The sequence below is a fragment of the Streptomyces sp. NPDC002680 genome (assembly GCF_042889145.1).
Classification (GTDB): domain Bacteria; phylum Actinomycetota; class Actinomycetes; order Streptomycetales; family Streptomycetaceae; genus Streptomyces; species Streptomyces adonidis.
In genome coordinates, this window is record NZ_JBIAQP010000028.1 from 1 (window position 1) to 15,466 (window position 15,466).

A 15,466-nucleotide genomic window follows, 5' to 3' on the forward strand; every position below is an offset into this window, starting at 1 on the left:
GGAACGCAGGGCCGACATCCACGAAGCGTTCCTCAAACTCGCCTGCTGCCTCATCACCCACCGACAACTCGGATCATTGTGTTAGCCGTTCTAAGGGCGATAAGAGCCGGGCCGAATCGGGATCGCGACTCACCGCTACGTGCGACCGGGGCTGCCCATGGCATCGACCCACTCCTGACTCGGCCATCGTGGCCACCGGCAACGACATTCCCGCCACGGCCTCCGCGACCCGCGACCGCCAATGCCTCGGCGATCAGCTCGTCGGCTGGGACGACACGGGGGACCAGCCCGGCCCGCTTGGCTTCGCCTGCGTCCATGGTGCGGCCAGTCGGGCACAACAACCCGAGCCTGTTCGTGGTGGGTAGGCGTCGGCGACATCGGCACGTGAGGCGGCTTCTACGGCACAGACGGCGGGCTCGGCGCCCGCCGCCAGCGCCGTGGCCTTTTTCAAGGCTGTGGCGTCGACAGGGGCATTGCGTGATCGGGAAGACGCCCGATACTCCAGGCCCACGAAGGGGCGGTCACTTAGCTCTCCCGCCGACGGCTCCGAAGCCGTGGAATGCGATCCGCTCACTATTCCATCCGCGCGAATCAGTCGGACCTTTTAGAAACTATCGACCACCGTGGCAATTGCGTGACCGATGAGCAACTAATAGTTTATCATTGGTTGCAGTGCGCCTGCTTGAAGATCAGTCCGGAGCACGGGGAGACCGCGTTGGGCAAGGGTCACACTTAAGAGGGGGGCAGACGCGGCGTCCCCTCGATTCTGCTAGCCTGGCGAACATGCCCAGGGAAGAGAATAAGACGAATACCTCTGATGCCAGTCGCCCTTCGTTGCGTGGTGACGCGGCCCGGAATATCCGGCGCGTTCTTGACGCCGGCCGTGCGGTATTCCGGGAGAACCCCCAGGCATCTGCGGATGATGTCGCCCGGGCGGCAGGCCTCGGGGTAGCGACTCTTTATCGGCGCTTCCCCACGCGAGACGACCTGCTTCGCGGGGTCGTAATGGACATTTTTGAGACCGATATGGCTCCGGCCATGGCCAGGGCAGAACGCGAACCAGACCCTCGAGAAGGGGTCCGCATTGCCTTCGAAGCGGGTTTGAGTTCGGCAAGCCAAAGCGGATTTTCCTTCCCGGCGGGGATCACTCTGGAAATCATCCAGTCGACGTTTCTCGACCCGCTGAACCGCATGATCTGCAGAGCGCAGAAGCAGGGTCTGCTGCGAGCCGATATCGACCCGGAGAAGGACACGTTCCGGATCCTCTGCATGCTGCTGGCCGTCGTGCCGACATTCCGTCAGGACAGTGAGGGATGGAGGCGTTATCTGACGCTGGTGCTGGAGTCACTGACGCTGACGCCAGCCGAGCCGCTTCCACCGGCTGAAGCCGTCGTCGACCCCTTTCGGCGCGGTAGGTGAGAAGGGCGCCGCGGCCCCCGAATTCGAGACCGTCCCGCAATCCGGGAGACCTAAGCGAAGACCGGCGCCATGTCCACGTAGACCTGGTAGTGGCGTATGAGGCCGTCTTCCAGCCGGAAAATGTTGGAACACGGGACGCTTACTACGTTGTCATCGAGCCGTGTGTAGTGGACTGTCATCGCCGCGATGATGGTCTGGTCGTCCCCGGCGGCCTGCCACACGTCATGGATCTCGTGACGTATGCCTTTCAGCAGGTTCTTGACCTGAGCGGACAGCCTCGCGTGGCCGGCCTTCCCGCGCACCGGTTCGTTGTTGCCCAGGACGATCTCGATGTCGTCGTGGAAGAATTCGGAGGTGACCGCTACATCGAAGCGGTCGGTCGCGGCGAAGAGCTCGGCGACCTTCTCCACGGAGAACAACTTTCGGGTGTCCTGCATATGGTCTCTCCTGTCGTGATCCGGTGCCTGGGTACGCCGGCGCCGTCATCATCTCTGCGACCACGTCGATCGGCTTCAGGCCCTCGGGGGGGGCGATCCCCAGGCCGAAGGACTCGGGGAGTAACACTGGACGGCCCCATGGTCTGAGGCACGACAGCAGGTGCGCTGGGTCGCCAGGGACAGTCGCGGCAAAGCCGTATACGTGAATCCAACCGCCGCGCGGGGTTCGCCGCGTAGCGCGGAAGCAGTCGAGGCAACCCGCCCCGGCCACACCCCGCTGCACGACCGGCACCCCGGTTCGGCGGGTTGCTACCTCGATCGCAACGTCTGAGCCGGCGAGCATCCGTAGCGCGCGCGGTATTCGGCCGTGAAACGGGCGTAGTGACTGAAGCCCCAACGGTGAGCGATCGTGGTGGCCGTCACCTCGTCCGGGTCGCTCCGCGTGAGCTCCTCGTGGACACGTGCCATACGCACACCCCGCACGTAGTGCATCGGCGAGGTGCCGAGATGCGAGCGGAAGCCGTTCTCGAGTGCGCGTACGCTCAGGTTGGCCAGCACGGCGAGATCGCTGACTCTGGTGAACCTGAGCGGGTCGGCCTCGATCCCCTCGATAACGGCTCTGATGGACCGTGGTCCTTGAAATCCGGCTGGACGAGCCAGTGCCTCCGAGAAGTTGTGCGGGAATTCCAGGAGGACGCCTGCCATCAGCACACCGCTCAGGTGTCGTGCCATCACCGGGTTCTCCGCCATCGCCGCCAGTGCCACGGGCTGCGATCGCAGAAGCTCCAAGGCGTGCAGGAAGTGGCCGCCGGAACGTTGCGAAGGCGGGAAGTCCGCACGGAACTTGATCGGTGACGTCACAATGTGGCCGAGCATGACCGAGAGTTCATTCTCAAGCGCGACCGCATCGAGCACGACCGTGAGCATTTTGCAGGAGCTGGCGCTGAACTCGGTTCGCACTGGCCTGCCGGGCGGATTCACCATCCCCCACACCTGCGGCACCTGCCTCATGGCATCGCCGATCGTCAGATTTGCCCGCCCCGCCAACACCGTCGGCAACACGTAGAACGACGCCGGCTGGCCGATGACCGTCGACGCAGTGATCGAAAAATCGACGAGCTTGACCGCCGAAAAGTCCAAACTCCGCAGGCGCATCCGCATCCCAGCGCGCTGGGGTGCTGTGACAGTGCTATCGATGTACGCGCTGCTCAGAATCACAGCGGCTTCGTCGGCGTCCGAGGCCGACGCAGTCTGAAACTCGCCCTGTACCTCATCCGAAAGCTGGTCCACGCAATCACCCTGGGCAATGTCGAGATCGACGTCAGTAGACATCAACAGCCCCTCACCGTGAAAATTCCCGAAAAATGGATACCATTCTGCCTCGCTGCACCGGGCGAACAGAGACGGCCCACCCCACGGGCTTACAAGCCGTCACGCAACGTCGCGGTCAGCCCTGTACCACCCCGAACACGATGTTCCACTCGCGCACTACGAATGCCGCGCCGCCGTCACGGACGATGGGGCTGTCCCGGTACAGGTCCTGCACTGCTTCGAGGGTGTCGCCGCGCAGGACGGCCATGTCACCGCCGCCATCGGCGAATCCGCCCGAGAGCGTGAGGGTGTTCTGCTCGTACAGCTTGGTCAGCCACGCCCCCTGAGCCTTGCCCACCCCCGGGCCCGGGGCTCCCTTGACGAAGGTGAGCGTCACGGCGAAGTGCTTCACGTCGGTCTCTGATTCCTGGGTCCGCCGAGTCAGTGGTGGTGGCTCTGCCCCTCCGTCGGGTGCGGCCGCAGGCGCCCGCACCCGACGGAGGAATCGCTCATGCGTTGCTCGCCGCGGGAAAGCGCGGGGCGAGCCAGTCGACGACGAGCTGGAGAGCCTCTGCCCGCTTCGCGAGATCGGTGGTGAAGTGGTCGGCGTCCACGAAGTCCATGGTCTTGTCCTCGGCCGGGGTGGCGTCGAACTGTGCCTTGTTGTCGTCGGGGAAGCAGAGGCTGTCAGCTGTGTAGTTGATCATGAGCAGCGGCTCGTGGACCGATTTCAGGTTCTCCGCGAGCCTGGCCCGGGTCGACAGCCCCGACCAGGTGCTCAGCCACGCGCGCGGCGTGACGAGCCGACCGAACCCGGAGGCCGCGTAGTTGACCTGGTCCGGGCGGGCACCGAGGATCGAGCCGGGCTTGCGGGTGGACTTCCACGCGTGCAGGCTCAGGTCCGTGAACGCCGGGTCGGCCTCGGTCCGGTGCACGACCATGTACTGGCCGACCAGCGCGCGCCGGGTGATGTAGTGCTGCTCCTCCAGCGGGAGGTCCGCGAAGCCCGGCTCCTGCATCTGTTGCTTGTAGCGGTTCTGCTCGGCGATCAGCGCGTGGGCGCGGGCGTCCAGCCGGGCCACCCGGGCATGCTGCGCCGCTCGGTAGGGCTCGAGGAAGTCCGCGGAGTACTTGCTCCCCTCCGGGAGCGGGCGGTAACCGTTAGCCGGGTTGTACATGTCCAGTTCCGGGTCCACCAGCAGCGGGTCGTCCTCGTCGATCACCGACGGGTCGATGGAGGTGAGCATGAAAGAACCCTGGCCGGGGTGCGCGGCGAGCAGGACGACGCCGTCAGCCTTGGGCATCTCCACCGCGTTGAGGTCCAGCGGGTCCCCGGACGCGGTATCCGTCAGCCTCCCCGGCGAGGGCGTGGTCGCCTGCTGCTGGTAGAACGTCAGCAGCGATCCGCCACCGCTGTTGCCGAGCAGCACGATCTTCTCGTAGCCACGCTCGTCCTTCAGGTGCTTCAGCCCTGCCGCGAGATCGAGCAGCAGCCGCTCGTGTTCGATGTCGACGTCGTTGTTCAGGCTCCGCGGCGAGTGGACGTAGAAGGCGTACCCGGCCTCCAGGACCGCCGGAGCGGCATAGTGCCGGGTCATGTCGCCACGGGGGTGCGCGGTGATGACCACCGTCCGCTCACCGCCCCGGGCGTAGAGGACGCCACGGGAGCCCGCATCGTCGTCGGCGGCCACCGGGATGAGCGTCGTCTCGGTCCCGGCCGGCAGCGCAGGGAAATCGATGACGCCGATGGCCGTGGCGCTGATTCGCTTCTCTTCAGTCACTTTTCGTCCTTTTCATTACGTTGTCCAGCTCGGCCGGTGCTGCTTTCCCTGACCCTTCGCGGCCTTGGCGCGCGACATGCGGGGCGAAGGCCGCACGGCGTCCACTCCTACGTCCTCCATGCCGATGCGGTCGCCCGGCCTGAACGTGCCGTTGTGGAGGAACAGGAACTTGTCGTAGTCCGCGGTGCGACGGAGAAGGTGCCAGTGCCGAAGTACGGTTCGCGCCACCGGTGTCATCCCGACCTCAGCCGCGGAACAGTGCGCCTGCACCGGGGGCCGGATTGTAGGCGCCGAGTGAGTTCAGTAGCTGCCAAGAGGTGGCGGTGGCTGCGGTGACGACTGGCAGGTCGACGGCATTCTCCGCGGCGGGGATGGCCTGCAGAGACGGCATCTGCACGCAGGCGCTGAGCACCACCGCGTCCACCCCGCGGGTGTCGAGCCGGCCCGCGATCTCCGGCAGCCGGGTCTGGTCCAGGCGGCCGACGGCGAGGTTGTCGTCCACCTCCAGGCTGATGGCGTCCTGCACCTCGACCCCCTCGGCCTCGATGTAGTCGGCCACCAGCGCCGTCAGCGGCTTCATGTACGGCGTGACGATGGAGACCTTGCGGGCGCCCAAGTGATGCAGCCCGGCCACCAGCGCACCCGCGCTGGAGACGACATCCACGGGGGCACCCGCGTCCTTCGCCGTCTTGGTCAGCCGCTCCTCGATCTCACGGTGCGCACCCCGGCCCTGGGACATGATGGCGACCAGACACGCGTACGCCATCACATCCACCGCCGCGTCGGCCAGCTCGACCGCCGCCCGGTCGGCATCGGCGTTCATCGCGGCGAGTTCCTCCGCGCTGACCGTCTTCATCCGCATCCGGTTGGAGTGGAACGTGAACCGATCACGGGTGCGCGCGGCGACGCGCCGCAGCACCTCGGGGACCTCGGTCTCCATCGTCGTATTGGAACTGGGCACCAGCAGGCCCACACGGTACGAACTCACTGCACTTCACCTTCCGTTACTGGACGCGCTTGACAGGCCGGCAGACCCGCCGGTCGCGGGCCCGGACGCCGTCACCTTCCTGGCCGGGCATCGCCCCGGGAGTAAACGCCCGCCGGGGCCGCGTCCGGAGCGCCGCTGCCGTGATGAGAATGCTCAGTAGCGAAAGTTGCTCTGCAGCGTGTTGTTACCGCTCAGCGTTTCGTCGTCGAGGTCGGCGACTGCCTGGGCGGCCTGATCGGTGAGGTAGATCGGCCGCAGCGTTTCAACAACGACGATCAGTCCGTCGCCCTTGAACGGGGACGCGAGGTCGTCGTTGGTGGCGGCCGTCCAGATGTCTGCTCCCGATCCGTGCGGGGTCAGCATGTTGGTCAGGCCCGAAATGCCTCGCCGGAAACCGCCGGCCTGCGCATATTCCTGGACGACAGCGACGAACTCGGTGCTCACGTTGCGGTGGAACCACTGCGGGCGGAAGGTGTCCTCCTGGACGGACCACTCCGGAGGGACGATGCCGAAATCGATGTTGTTCAGGCCGAGCGAGGCGGTTGTCGACGTGAGCGCCGTGAATCGCGAGGGATCCGGGTGGTCGAAGTTGGTACTGCCCATGACCTGGAAGTGGCGCATGTTGTAGACGTAGGGGACGCTGCTGCCGTGCCAAGCGACCACATCCAGCGGTGAGTGGTCGTACGTCGCCTTCCACAGGCTCCCGGCCACCTTGTGGACCACCTCGACCGGCCGCGCGGAGTCGTCGTAGGCGGCGGCCGGGACCCGGAAGTCTCGCGGGTTGGCCATGCCGTTCGTGCCGATATAGCCGAGCTCCGGAAGGGAGAACGCCGCACCGAAGTTCTCGAACACCCACCCACGGACGAACCCGGACCCGTCCTGGCCCTCGGCCGCGCCCAGGATCTCGACCCGGAACGCCATCGACCGCGGGATCAGGGCGAGCTCACCCGGCTCCACGGCCAGCAGGCCGAGCTCCGTGTGGATGAGCAGGCCTCCCAGCTCGGGCACGATCAGCAGTTCGCCGTCGGCGTTGCGGAACACCCGGTCGGTCATCGAGGTGTCGGCGCTGTAGAAGTGAATGGCCATGCCGGCACGCTCGCCGGGGTCACCGTTGCCTCCCAGGGTCCACAGACCGGAGACGAAGTCGGTGCCCGCGGCCGGAGCGGGCCTGGGCTCCCAGGCCTTGAGGTTCGGCTCGACGGGAGTCCTGAAAGGCGGCGTGAGCAGCGTCGGGTGGTCGGTGCGCTCGAACCGCGGGCTCGCGACCGACGGGCGGATGCGGTACAGCCAGGTGCGGCGGGTGTTCTGCCGCGGCTCGGCGAACGCCGTCTCGGAAAGCTGCTCGGCGTACAGGCCATAGGCGGGGCGCTGGGGATTGTTGCGCCCCACGGGCAGCGCACCGACCAGGGCCTCACTGCTGTGCTCGTTGCCGAAGCCGGTGGAGTAGGTCAGCGAAGCCGCCTTCTTGCGGGCCCGCTCACGCACTGCGGCTTCTGTGGTCGTCTCCTGGGAGATGGTCATGATCCTCGACCTTTCGCGTTGAACTCTGTCCGACGTGCTCGGCTCTGCGGACGCAACGTTCACGCCGCGCAGCTGGAACCCCGCACGGCCGGACCGCCGATCACAGCCCGTCTACACCTCTGAGGGCGACAGGCAAGTGATAGATGGTTATCACTATGTCGAGGTTAGGACAGACGAACCCTGGCGACCAGTCGGATTGCGACGCGCGCTATCCACTTTTCGCCACCCGGACTCAGACCTCGCGATCCGGCCCAGAATATCGCCCTACCTGCCCCTGCATGCCAGTCACTTGCCCTCCAAGAAACACTCTGATAGACACTTATCAGTACGGCTTGCGAATCCAACCCGAGCAAGTTCGACGCACACTGGCGTTCGCATCCACGACTTCAAATTCGAGCGAAATATTGACTCAGGAGGCAGGAAATGACTGTTTGGGAAGTTACTCAGCTGGCGGTTGCCGAGGGCGACCAGGATGAGTTCGAATCCGCCCTCCGGTCACATTTGCCCCTTCTCCAGGAGGCCGAGGGCTGCCTGGACGTGAAGCTGCTCCGGGCCGTCGACAAGGAGGGAGTTGCCCTCCTGTGCATCCATTGGCAGTCGCTGGAGCACCACACCGAGGTGTTCATGAAGACCGAGGCGTTCGCCAAGCTCTCCGAAGCCGTTGCACCCTTCCTCGCTGGACCTCCCGAGATGCTCCACGCCCGCACCGTGATCGACGGATTCTGAGCCGGCAGAGCCGGCAATCGGCGTCTTCGGAGTTATTGAGCCTTTTCAGGGGTGCCGCTCCAGGGTGAGGACGGCAACAGCATGACGCCCTTGACCTTCAGTTCCGTCCTACTCCTCAACGGGACGCACCGTCTCTGGCGGATATGGATAGCTCACGGCAGCCTCCCGATCAGCCGGAACTCTCCTTGGCGGGTCCGCGTCGCCCACTCCCGGCCAGCGGGCCAGAAGCCCCGACCCAGCGGACCGATCTCGACCACACCTGGAGGTGGCGGCCGAGCTCCCCAAAACGCCCGGCCGGACGATCCTCGCCGAGCGTTGGCCGAAAGCCACTCCCGGAGGGCGCGCCAACCAGTGAAAGGGCTTGCATGCCAGGCTAGTTGAAGTGTCATCTTTCCTTGTTGACCTCTTCGACCCCTTCCTTACGGGAGTACGCATGAACATAGGTTTTTCACTCCCCCAGTACGGCGCGATGGCCAAACAACTCGACCTTGTGGCGCGCTTCGCCCGGCAGGCCGAGGAACTCGGTGCGGCCAGTCTGTGGGTCGGTGACCGTGTCCTGGCCTCGGTGAATCCCACCGTGGGTTACGCGGGCCCGGGCACTCCGATCCCGTGGCAGATGAACGCCCTGCTCGATCCGTTCGTGGCGATGTCCGTGGCGGCCACCGCCACCGAACGGGTGCTGCTGGGCACAAGCACGCTCACCGCGCCCTGGTACTCGCCGCTGCTGCTGGCCCGGTCGCTGAGCGGCATCGACGTGGTGAGCCGGGGGCGGCTGCTCCCCGGTTTCGGGACCGGCTGGTCACCGGAGGAGTATCAGGGCGTGGGTGTGCCCTGGAGGGAACGAGGCGCGCGGCTGGATGAGTTCCTGGACGTGTTGGAGACGGTGTCAGCCACCGATCCCATTGAGCAGCACCAGGGCACGCACTACTCCATCCCTGCTGCCTATATTGGGCCGAAGCCCGTCCAGCGTCCTCGGCCACCCATCTACCTGGCCGCTTTCGGGCCGGCCTCGCAGCGGAGGGCGGCCCGCCGGGCGGACGGCATCCTGCCGGCGGTGACGCCGCACCCCGGGTTCAAGTTCGACCCGGTGGGCGCAGTGAGCGGGCCACTGGAACAGGTGCGCCGGATGGCCGAGGACCAGGGCCGAGACCCGGCGAGCATCGGTGCGGCGCTGCGGATCAGCCCGTCGGCCGAGTCGACGGTGGAGGATGTCGTGGACATCGTCCTGCGGACGCGGGACGAGACGGATGTCGACCATGTCTTCGCGGATTTCGTGTACATGGCCGACCATGTGGACCAGGCGCTGGAAATGGTCCAGCGGACACTGGAACTGACGCGCTGATCCTTTCCGGCCATATTGCCCTGACGTCGCGCGGCTGCCCGCGTCAGGGCAGCGCCCGCGGCATCACCGCCGCGTCGAGTCACACCATCACGTTCCATTCGCGCACGTCCAGCGTCGCACCGCCGGAGCGGACGACGGGGCTTTCTCGATAGATGTCCTGTGCCTCTTCGAGAGAGTCGCAGCGCAGGACGGCCATACCCTCCGGCCGTCACTGAACGGACCAGACATCATGAGGGTGTTCTGCTCCAAGAGCTTGGCCAGGAACGCCTGTTGCGCCTCACCCACCGCCGGGCCCGGTAGTCAGGGCTTCGGCGTAGTCGCGTGACGTCCGGTTCGCGATCATCCGAGACCGAGGAGTGCGAGGGGGCGGCGAGGGTCGCGGGCGTTGGGGCGGCGGTCGGCCGCGGTGTTCTTCGCTCCGGCCGTGCGGAGGGCTCCGATGGCGAGGTTGCGCCAGGTGGCCATCGCGCGGGGCCAATGTGCCGGTCCGCAGCTGGGAGGCGTCCTCGGCGAAGGTGGTGCCGCGGACATGGTGCGGGGCCTCGATCTTCCAGTGGTCGCGGACGAGTTCGGCGAGGTGGGTCGCGGTGGCTTGCCCGGCGGTCAGGCTGGTGACGGTGCAACCCGTTTTCACGGTGGCCTTGCGCGTCCTTGCGGTCGGTGCGCCGGCGCTTGATCTGGACGGCCTGGCGGGCTCCGGGCAAGAGGAGGCTGTTCAGGGTGGCGACCTTGATCCGGCGGATCTCCGAGCGGCCGTGGCCGATGCCCCGGGTGCGTCCCCGAAGCGGGATGTCTTTCCAGGGAAGGGACTTGAGCTGTCGGCACAGCGCCTTCTGGTTTGCCCTTGACGATCACGATGTACTGGGCCCGCCGACTGAGGAGGTAGTCGGCGTGCTCGCGCCGCGTGTGCATCGCGTCGCTGGTGACGACGGTTCCTGCCAGGTCGGCGCCGGTGTCCAGCAGCAGCTGGAAGCAGGTGACCTCATTCGTCTTCTCGCCGACATCCAGCTGGGCCAGGACCAGGCCGGTGGCGTGCCGGAGCGCGGCGAGCAGGTGGATCTTGCGGCCCTTCGCCCTGGCCGCGCCACGCAGGCTCTTGCCGTCCACGGCCAGGCCGCGCAGCCAGGCGGTCCCGGTCATCTTGGACCGGCGATCCGCGAGCCGGCATCCGACGGTTCGGTCCAGGGCGTCGCCGTCGATCCGGGCCAGCAGCCGGAGCGGATCGTTGCCTCGGCGGGCAGGACCCGCCTGGGCAGAAGCGGATCGGGGTGGACGCCGACCTGTTCGAGGACGTGTGCCGCGGCATCGGCGATCCACTCGCTGACCGCCTGCAGCGAGGTCGCCCCCGGCGAGCACGGCACACGCGGTGAGTGCGAGCACGACGGCGAGGCGGTGGCCCACCCCGCGCGGATCCCGCGGGTCCGGCACCTCGGCCAGCCGCTCCAGCCGCTCCAGCAGGCCCGGGACACCCCGGATACGACGTCGGGATGCTCGCGGAGTTGGTCAAGGGCGGGCGGGATCAGCGATGCGTCGGCAGGCACGGTCTTCGACTCGGATCACGGGGCGTAGAGAACCCCATGATCTTGGAAGCCGTGCCTGTCACGTTCCGGGGCACCGCCGAGCTGACAGATTGTCACGAACTGGGCGTCACGCGACAACACTCAAGCCCCGGTACGGCGACTGATCAGAACCAGCGGTGAGCGACCGTCTTCCGCCCCAATGCCTCGTTCATCGACTCGATCTGCCGAATCATCAAACCGATGTCCGAACCCAGCGACACCATGCCGAATCCTTGGTCAACGCGCGTGATCGCTTCGTCGGTGTTTCGAGCGACGATGCCAGTTCGGATTCCTCTCCGGGAAGCCCGGCGCACGATGTCGAGGTTGATCTCAGCGACTCCTGGCCCCTCCCATTCGCCGACTGCACCTCGGCTGGCGGACATATCACCGGGTCCGAGGAAAACGGCCTCGATCTTGTCAGCCGCGAGGATCTCGTCCAGGTTCTCGTATGCCCGTTGAGTTTCGATCATCGGAATCAGCAGCAGGTCTTCGTTGGCGCTACGAACGTAGGACTCAAGGTCAAGCCCCCACTTCACGCAGCGCTCACCACCGATGCCGCGGTGGCCGAGTGGGGGGTAAAAGAAGTGGTCGGAAGCGGCGCGAAGCTCCGCAGCGCTGTTGACCAAGGGAAGGATGACCCCGTGTGCGCCGAGGTCGAGGGCGCGCTTCATCGGCTCGAGGTCATGTGAGGGAGGACGTACCAGGACGGTCATCCCCGTGCCGCGAGCCGCTGTCAGGTGTCCGGCGATCGACCGGTGGTCCAAGTACCCGTGCTCCATGTCGATGCAGAGCCAATCGATACCGAGGATCGCCGCCACCTCCGTGACCGCTGTTGACTCAGAGGTGACCCACAGTCCGTACGCAGTTTCGTTCTTTGCGAACTTGCTTCGGAGGTTCTCGTTCAATTGCTTTCCTCTCGTTGACCGCGTCAGGGAAATGAGTCGTTGGTAAAAAGAATCGTCCGGCCCCCAGCCCTGCACTTTGGGGATGACTCCCTTCAAGAGGCAGGACGGAGTGGGAGTCCTGGATCACCTCTGCTCCATAGGCCCGAACTGCCGGGCGACGACTATGCGTTTGCGGCGAGATGGAGTTCTGGCTGATCCCAGTCCGGGAGCGACGGGTCCAGGAGTACTTTGCCCGCCTCGCCGCGCATGAGGTCGAGAGCTTGCGGAAGGCCGCTGAGTGGGAGCCGGTGGGTGATGAGGTCCTCGAGGTCGACCTTCCCTGCGACCACCAACGCGGCCAGCCGATGCCAGGTGTCCCAGATGGACCGCCCCCAACTGCCTCGTAGGGTCACACCATGGGAGATCAGTACCTTGCTGATATCGAGCGGGAACTGCTCCTTCACCAGGCCCACCGCAACAACCGTGGCCTCGCGGCGGACCGTTTCCAGAGCGCCGACCAGCGCCGACTTCGCGCCGGAGCATTCCAACGCCAGGTCGAAGCCTCCCCGTACGCGCGTCATCCCGTCAGCGACCTCCCGCGGGTCGCTCTCGGGGCCGACGGCCACGGCGCCCACCCGTTCAGCCATGGCGCGCCGGTAGGCGTTCGGCTCGACGACCACCACGGAACGCGCTCCCAAGGCGTAGGCGATCTGTGCCGCCACCAGGCCGATGGGACCCGCTCCCGTCACGAGCACAGATGCCCCAGCCGGATTGACCCCCGATCGCAGCACGCCGTGCATGGCGCTTCCAGCGGACTCCAGCAGTGCGGCGACCTTGGGATCGATCCCGTCGGGGAGAATGAAGCAGCTTCGTGCCGGGACCACGAATCGCTCGGCGAACGCGCCATCTACCGTGACGCCCAACAACTTCAGCCGGGCACAGTTGTGCCCGTCGCCTGCAAGGCAGTTGAAGCACTCGCCGCAGTGCAGATGCGTCTCGACCGCGACCGGTGTACCAACCGCAATTCCGGCCGTGTGCGGCCCGAGTTCGACCACAACGCCGCCGACTTCGTGGCCCATCGTGCGCGGAAACGTCATCTCGACATCGCCGCCGGCAAAACCGGACTCGAAGAAGGCAGCGTCAGAGCCACACACCGAGGCCGCGGCGACCTCCACCCTCACCTCGCCCGGCCGGAGCTCAGCCTCCGTCTGGTCAAGGACGTACTCGCATCCACGGCCGGGAACCTTCTTGACAACTGCACGCATGTTTTGAGGTTCGATGCTACGGCGCCCGCCGACCACCGCCCGGTGACGAAGGTTCCTTACCGGCGCTCCGACAATTGTCGCAACCGTCGGCCACCGCTCCCGATAGGCCGGTGCCGTTCCTACAGCTGTCCTACTCCAGGCGCTCGGAACTCGACTGGGGGAGGTGGTTGCGGATGGAGGCGCGGAAGATAGTTGTGCGGTGAGGGGTTCGGCCGTGAAAGCGGCAGGAACCTCGCGCACTCACCCCGAAAGGAACCCTTCATGCCAGGCACCGACCTCACGATGACGACCTCGGACGGAGTGCGGATCGTCTACGACGACGAGGGCGGCGGCAGCACGTTTCTGCTGGTCCACGGTTACGACGGTCTCCGCGGCCACTGGGAGTTCCAGCGAGAGGCCCTCCTCGCCGCCGGGCATCGGGTCGTGGCACTCGATCAACGGGGACACTGGGCGTCGGACAAGCCGAGTCACGGGCTTCGGATGGTGCGTCTCGGACAGGATCTTCGAGAATTGATCGACCTGCTCGACTTGGACGACGTCACCCTCGTGGCGCACTCGATGGGCGTGTCCGCCTCGCTCGCCATGTTTTCCATTTCGGGCGTCGCGCCGGTCAGACGATTCGTCGCCATCGAGCAGTCTCCCAAGCTCACCAATGACGAGCACTGGTCCTGGGGTGCCCAGGGCCTCGGCTGGGACAACGTCTACGACATCGCCTACATGCGCGCAGTTCTGGGACAGCCAGAACTTGAGCCTCCGATGCCAGAGGGCGCCGCAATGGGAATGACCGAGGAGACGTTCGACCACGACAAGGTCTCGCCGTTGCGGCTGGACCATCTCGTTGCGGACTGGCGCGACGTTCTGCCTCGCATCTCGGTGCCCACCTGGGTAGTGACAGGGCGACTCAGCCCCTACTACGACGTGGGAGGAATGGAGTGGTTCGCAGCTGAGGTGCCCGATGGCCGACTGACGGTCTTCGAGCGCAGCGGACACTCACCGCACGTCACCGAAGCGCACGACTTCAACCGACAATTGCTCGACTTCGTCGACGCGAATCGATAAGCAACGTCCGGCCGGAACCCGGGGTCGCCGCAGTTGGAGCAGGTCGCCGATCCGGACGTAGTCGTTGAGCACCATCACGCCACGTGCGGATGCTGCGGGACCGGCCTGGACGGGGTGATGAGCGTGGGCTATCGGGCCCGCCAGCCCTTCGACTTGCCGAAGATCGCACCTGAGGTGACCGAGCGCCGGCTGCACCGAGCGGTGTGCGGCTGCGGACACACCACCACCGCGACGGCTCCCGGGGAGGCCGCTGCCGCCACCGTGTGCGGGGCCGGGTACGAGCCGCGATCTGCTACTCGTCGGCCTATCAGCACCTGTCGGCCAAACGCCTGGCCGAGGCGATGGACGCCCTGTTCGGCCTGCCCACCTCCACCGGCACCGTCATCTCCGTCCTGGCCCGTGCCCACGACGGCGTCGCAGGCTTCGAGACCCAGGTCAAGGAACATCTGGCCACAGCCCCGGTGGCATACGCCGACGAGTCCGTTGTAGGCGTGGCCGGCACGCTGTACTGGCTGCACGCGATGTGCACGCACCTGGTCACCTAGTACGGCCTCGACACCAGGCGCGGCCGGGCGGCGGCCATGGACTCCGCGGAGGGCAAGAAGATCGCCGCCCGCCTGAGGGCGCCGCGACGGCGATGCCGCCTCGCCACGCCGACGGTGCCGTCGGTGGAGGCCAAGCCTGAGATCACCAGGTCGTAAGCCGGCCTTCTCGAACGCCTTCGCCATCAGCTGAGGCTGCAGGCCAGGTAGACGAGGCGTACGAGAACATCGCGTCGCCCTTGGCCAGCGGCGCCAGGTACTTCTTCTTCAGGTCCTCGGAACCCGAGAGGATCACCGGGAACGAGCCCAGCTTGTTCACCGCGGGGATGAGAGACGAGGAGACGCAGGCGCGCGCCACTTCCGCGATCACGATCACCTTGGCGAGGGCGTCGGCGCCCACGCCGCCGTACTCCTCGGCCACGTGCACCGCGTGCAGGTCGCTCGCGACCAGCGCGTCCAGCGCCTCCTGCGGGAAACGGGCCTCCGCGTCGACCGCGGCGGCGTACGGCGCGATCTTCGCCTCCACCAGTGAACGGATCGCGTCCCGGAGCATGTCGTGCTCCTCGGACGGGCGGTACAGGTCGAAGTCGTGACTCCTGGCGCAGACGCCTCATCTCTGCTCCGGTCATGAA

Annotated in this window: 16 protein-coding genes and 2 pseudogenes; 5 read left to right on the forward strand and 13 right to left on the reverse strand. The window is 66.3% G+C overall.

Annotation, left to right across the window (positions count from 1 at the left end; translation table 11 throughout):
* Positions 1–163 precede the first annotated feature (163 nt).
* Positions 164–338: pseudogene (locus ACFYXF_RS47445) on the reverse strand (enoyl-CoA hydratase); the annotation flags it as partial.
* Positions 339–783: 445 nt separating this feature from the next.
* Here ACFYXF_RS47445 and ACFYXF_RS47450 point away from each other — a divergent pair.
* Positions 784–1,419, forward strand: a complete 636-nt coding sequence (locus ACFYXF_RS47450) for a TetR/AcrR family transcriptional regulator (RefSeq protein ID WP_389359785.1) — start codon at positions 784–786, stop codon at positions 1,417–1,419.
* A gap of 50 nt (positions 1,420–1,469) precedes the next feature.
* On the opposite strand, the gene ACFYXF_RS47455 is transcribed toward ACFYXF_RS47450, so the two are convergent.
* From ACFYXF_RS47455 to ACFYXF_RS47485, 7 genes are all read right to left on the reverse strand, one after another.
* Positions 1,470–1,856 carry a nuclear transport factor 2 family protein gene (locus ACFYXF_RS47455; protein ID WP_389359787.1) on the reverse strand — a complete coding sequence of 129 codons (387 nt, stop codon included), beginning with the start codon at positions 1,854–1,856 and terminating at the stop codon, positions 1,470–1,472.
* Positions 1,857–2,165: 309 nt separating this feature from the next.
* Entirely contained in the window at positions 2,166–3,188 is a 1,023-nt protein-coding gene (locus ACFYXF_RS47460; protein ID WP_389359789.1) for an AraC family transcriptional regulator, read from the reverse strand.
* Between the two features lie 115 nt (positions 3,189–3,303).
* On the reverse strand, positions 3,304–3,579 hold the full coding sequence (locus tag ACFYXF_RS47465) for a YciI family protein (RefSeq protein ID WP_389359791.1): 276 nt from the start codon (positions 3,577–3,579) through the stop codon (positions 3,304–3,306).
* 97 nt (positions 3,580–3,676) lie between these two features.
* Entirely contained in the window at positions 3,677–4,948 is a 1,272-nt protein-coding gene (locus ACFYXF_RS47470; protein WP_389359793.1) for a hypothetical protein, read from the reverse strand.
* A gap of 15 nt (positions 4,949–4,963) precedes the next feature.
* Positions 4,964–5,176 carry a hypothetical protein gene (locus tag ACFYXF_RS47475; RefSeq protein ID WP_389359795.1) on the reverse strand — a complete coding sequence of 71 codons (213 nt, stop codon included), beginning with the start codon at positions 5,174–5,176 and terminating at the stop codon, positions 4,964–4,966.
* A 16-nt stretch (positions 5,177–5,192) separates the two neighbouring features.
* The gene (locus ACFYXF_RS47480) at positions 5,193–5,936 is read right to left on the reverse strand and encodes an Asp/Glu racemase (RefSeq protein ID WP_389359797.1); all 744 of its coding nucleotides are present in this window, start codon (positions 5,934–5,936) and stop codon (positions 5,193–5,195) included.
* A gap of 153 nt (positions 5,937–6,089) precedes the next feature.
* Positions 6,090–7,457: a homogentisate 1,2-dioxygenase gene (locus ACFYXF_RS47485; RefSeq protein ID WP_389359799.1), complete on the reverse strand. Its 1,368-nt coding sequence runs from the start codon at positions 7,455–7,457 to the stop codon at positions 6,090–6,092.
* 423 nt (positions 7,458–7,880) lie between these two features.
* Between ACFYXF_RS47485 and ACFYXF_RS47490 the strand changes: the two genes are divergently transcribed.
* Both ACFYXF_RS47490 and ACFYXF_RS47495 read left to right on the forward strand, forming a co-directional pair.
* The gene (locus ACFYXF_RS47490) at positions 7,881–8,183 is read left to right on the forward strand and encodes an antibiotic biosynthesis monooxygenase family protein (protein WP_389359801.1); all 303 of its coding nucleotides are present in this window, start codon (positions 7,881–7,883) and stop codon (positions 8,181–8,183) included.
* A 433-nt stretch (positions 8,184–8,616) separates the two neighbouring features.
* On the forward strand, positions 8,617–9,525 hold the full coding sequence (locus tag ACFYXF_RS47495; RefSeq protein WP_389359803.1) for a TIGR03619 family F420-dependent LLM class oxidoreductase: 909 nt from the start codon (positions 8,617–8,619) through the stop codon (positions 9,523–9,525).
* Between the two features lie 339 nt (positions 9,526–9,864).
* Here ACFYXF_RS47495 and ACFYXF_RS47500 read toward each other — a convergent pair whose 3' ends face one another.
* The 4 genes from ACFYXF_RS47500 to ACFYXF_RS47515 form a co-directional block, all read right to left on the reverse strand.
* Positions 9,865–9,990, reverse strand: a complete 126-nt coding sequence (locus ACFYXF_RS47500) for a hypothetical protein (RefSeq protein WP_389359805.1) — start codon at positions 9,988–9,990, stop codon at positions 9,865–9,867.
* Positions 9,991–10,155: 165 nt separating this feature from the next.
* Entirely contained in the window at positions 10,156–10,953 is a 798-nt protein-coding gene (locus ACFYXF_RS47505; RefSeq protein ID WP_389359807.1) for an ISAs1 family transposase, read from the reverse strand.
* Between the two features lie 256 nt (positions 10,954–11,209).
* Positions 11,210–11,989, reverse strand: a complete 780-nt coding sequence (locus ACFYXF_RS47510) for an HpcH/HpaI aldolase/citrate lyase family protein (RefSeq protein WP_389359809.1) — start codon at positions 11,987–11,989, stop codon at positions 11,210–11,212.
* A gap of 161 nt (positions 11,990–12,150) precedes the next feature.
* A complete protein-coding gene (locus tag ACFYXF_RS47515; protein ID WP_389359811.1) occupies positions 12,151–13,233 on the reverse strand; it encodes a zinc-binding dehydrogenase in 1,083 nt (360 codons plus the stop codon).
* Between the two features lie 261 nt (positions 13,234–13,494).
* Between ACFYXF_RS47515 and ACFYXF_RS47520 the strand changes: the two genes are divergently transcribed.
* Positions 13,495–14,292 carry an alpha/beta fold hydrolase gene (locus tag ACFYXF_RS47520; RefSeq protein WP_389359813.1) on the forward strand — a complete coding sequence of 266 codons (798 nt, stop codon included), beginning with the start codon at positions 13,495–13,497 and terminating at the stop codon, positions 14,290–14,292.
* A gap of 203 nt (positions 14,293–14,495) precedes the next feature.
* The gene (locus ACFYXF_RS47525; RefSeq protein ID WP_389359814.1) at positions 14,496–14,837 is read left to right on the forward strand and encodes a transposase; all 342 of its coding nucleotides are present in this window, start codon (positions 14,496–14,498) and stop codon (positions 14,835–14,837) included.
* Positions 14,838–15,003: 166 nt separating this feature from the next.
* Here ACFYXF_RS47525 and ACFYXF_RS47530 read toward each other — a convergent pair.
* Positions 15,004–15,414: pseudogene (locus tag ACFYXF_RS47530) on the reverse strand (acyl-CoA dehydrogenase family protein); the annotation flags it as partial.
* Positions 15,415–15,466 lie beyond the last annotated feature (52 nt).